The organism is Mycobacterium sp. TH-M106 (assembly GCF_057473765.1).
In genome coordinates this window covers 1-2962 of record NZ_JBYCLE010000139.1, presented here as the reverse complement: position 1 = coordinate 2962, position 2962 = coordinate 1, and the positions used below count along the sequence as shown (strand labels likewise).

The following is a 2962-nucleotide window of genomic DNA, read 5'->3' as shown; positions in this document are numbered from 1 at the left end:
GCGGGCGGCGATGAGACCCTGCCCGGTCTGCCACACCTCGTTGTTGACCACGAACACCCGGTCGTCGCGGTTGGCGGACAGTTTGCGCCACGGCTCGCTGTCCAGCACGGTGGCTGCGCGCTGCTTGGCCGCCGGCGACGCGAACGACAGGTAGACGATGTCGGCGTCGGCTGCAGAGAAATCCGCGGCTCCGGCCAGGTCAGCGTCGGTGGTGCCGATCTCGATATAGGGCTCGTCGGTGAACCGCTGCGACGCCGGCCGGTCCACACCGACGGCCCGCAGCACACTGGCCGGGAAGTTGGCCGATCCGTAGACCCGCATGGTGTTCTCCGTCAGCGCGACCACCGATGCCTGGTAGTGGGAGGCGTCGTGCTGGGCCCCGATCTCTCTGGCGTGCTCGATGAATTTCTTCACCAGTTCGTCGGCGGCGGCGCTACGTGCCGTCGCCGCGCCGACCCGGCGCAGGTTATCCTCCCAGCCGGCGCCCGGCGCCGCGGTGAACACGGTCGGCGCGATCTGCGCCAGCGCCGAATACAGCTTCGGCGTTAGTGCCTGCGAGCCCAGGATCAGGTCCGGGTGAGCCGCGGTGATGGCGGACAGGTCCGGGGCGCTGCGGGTGCCCACGGCGGGCAGGTCGTGCACGACGGTGCCCAGGTAGGCGGGCTGGCTAGGGGAGTCGTCCGGCAGCGCGGCGGCGGCGATGCGGGACTGCAGGCCCAGCGCGCAGAGCGCGTCGAGCTGATCACCGGCGAGCACCACGATGCGCTGCGGGTCGGCGCTCACGTCGGTGGTCTCTGGGTCCACGCCGGCCGCGTTGTGGACCCGCCGCAGCTCCGGACCCGGATCCGCGCGGGCCGGTTCGGGCGCACAGGATTCGTCGGGCCGGCGCTCGTTGCCCAGCACGCCGGCGCCGGCGATCTCGGTGGTGCTGGTGATCACCGATTCCGATGGCCGGCCCGGCGGGCCGGTTCCACAACCGGCGTTGGTGGTGGTGAGCAAGATCACCGCAAGCCCCGCCGCCACCGACGCGACGACATCTCGCCTGACCACGGAGGCGACCGTAACACCCGGGTGCCCGGCCCGCTTACGACGATTTGTAGCAGGACGTCGGGGAGCGGTACCGGCGCAGCGCCGACACGGGTTAAGATTCCAAGCGAGTTTCCAAGGCTGCCCACGTTTGGAGGAACCTTGACCGCCGAAGCACCCCCGCGCAGAGACCTAGAGGTCAGCCGTCCATTCCCGGCGCGGATGGGCCCCAAGGGCAGCCTGATCTACAAGATGGTGTCGACAACCGATCACAAGCTGATCGGCATCATGTACTGCGTCGCCTGTATGACGTTCTTTTTCATCGGCGGCTTGTTGGCGTTGCTGATGCGGTCCGAGTTGGCGGCGCCGGGCCTGCAGTTTTTGTCCAACGAGCAGTTCAACCAGCTGTTCACCATGCACGGCACCATCATGCTGCTGTTTTATGCCACCCCGATCGTGTTCGGCTTCGCCAACCTGGTGCTGCCGCTACAGATCGGTGCCCCCGATGTGGCGTTCCCGCGGCTCAACGCCTTCTCGCTCTGGCTGTTCGTGTTCGGCGCGACGATCGCACTCTCCGGGTTCATCACCCCGGGCGGGGCGGCGGACTTCGGCTGGACCGCCTACACCCCGCTGTCTAACGCACTGCATTCGCCGGGCGCTGGTGGGGATCTGTGGATCATGGGTCTGGCCGTCAGCGGGCTGGGCACCATCCTGGGCGCGGTGAACATGATCACCACCGTGGTGTGCATGCGCGCGCCGGGTATGACGATGTTTCGGATGCCGATCTTCACCTGGAACATCCTGGTCACCTCGATCATGGTGCTGATCGTTTTCCCGCTGCTGACCGCCGCGCTGCTGGGGTTGGCCATCGACCGGCACTTGGGTGGGCATATCTACGACGCCGCCAACGGCGGGGTGATCCTGTGGCAGCACCTGTTCTGGTTCTTCGGCCACCCCGAGGTCTACATCATCGCGCTGCCGTTCTTCGGCATCGTCAGCGAGATCTTCCCGGTGTTCTCCCGCAAGCCGATCTTCGGCTACACCACGCTGATCTATGCGACGATGTCCATCGCCGGGTTGTCGACGGCGGTGTGGGCGCACCACATGTTCGCGACGGGTGCCGTACTTCTTCCCTTCTTTTCATTCATGACGTTTCTGATCGCGGTGCCGACCGGGATCAAGTTCTTCAACTGGATCGGCACCATGTGGAAGGGCCAGCTGACGTTCGAGACGCCGATGCTGTTCTCGATCGGCTTTGTGGTCACCTTCCTGGCCGGCGGTCTGACCGGGGTGATGCTGGCCAGCCCGCCGCTGGACTTCCACGTCACCGACTCCTACTTCGTGGTGGCGCACTTCCACTATGTGCTGTTCGGCACGATCGTGTTCGCCACCTTCGCCGGCATCTATTTCTGGTTTCCGAAGATGACCGGCCGGCTGCTCGACGAGCGGCTGGGCAAGCTGCACTTCTGGTTGACCTTCATCGGGTTTCACACCACGTTTTTGGTGCAGCACTGGCTGGGCAATGAGGGCATGCCGCGCCGCTACGCCGACTACCTGCCCACCGATGGTTTCCAGGGTCTGAATATCGTCTCCACTGTCGGGTCGTTCATCCTGGGTGCGTCGATGCTGGTGTTCGCCTGGAACGTGTTCAAAAGCTGGCGTTACGGCGAGGTGGTCACCGTCGACGACCCGTGGGGGTACGGCAACTCGCTGGAGTGGGCGACCAGCTGCCCGCCGCCGCGGCACAACTTCACCGAACTGCCTCGGATCCGTTCGGAGCGTCCGGCGTTCGAGCTGCACTATCCGCACATGGTGGAGCGGATGCGCGCCGAGGCGCATGTCGGCCGCCGCCACGACGACGAGTTGGCCGGGGTGTCGTCAACCTGAGTACGGCCAAGGTGCCGGTGTTGATCACCGTCACCGGCGTCGATCAGCC

The 2962-nt window shown here is 65.9% G+C and carries 2 protein-coding genes; one reads left to right on the top strand and one right to left on the bottom strand.

Annotated features, from left to right (window positions below):
- Positions 1–1050, bottom strand: a 1050-nt coding sequence (locus AC2VOP_RS05030; protein ID WP_486959923.1) for an iron-siderophore ABC transporter substrate-binding protein, incomplete at its 3' end; no start/stop codon positions are given.
- Between the two features lie 138 nt (positions 1051–1188).
- Between AC2VOP_RS05030 and ctaD the strand changes: the two genes are divergently transcribed.
- Positions 1189–2913 carry an aa3-type cytochrome oxidase subunit I gene (gene ctaD / locus AC2VOP_RS05025; RefSeq protein WP_486959922.1) on the top strand — a complete coding sequence of 575 codons (1725 nt, stop codon included), beginning with the start codon at positions 1189–1191 and terminating at the stop codon, positions 2911–2913.
- Positions 2914–2962 lie beyond the last annotated feature (49 nt).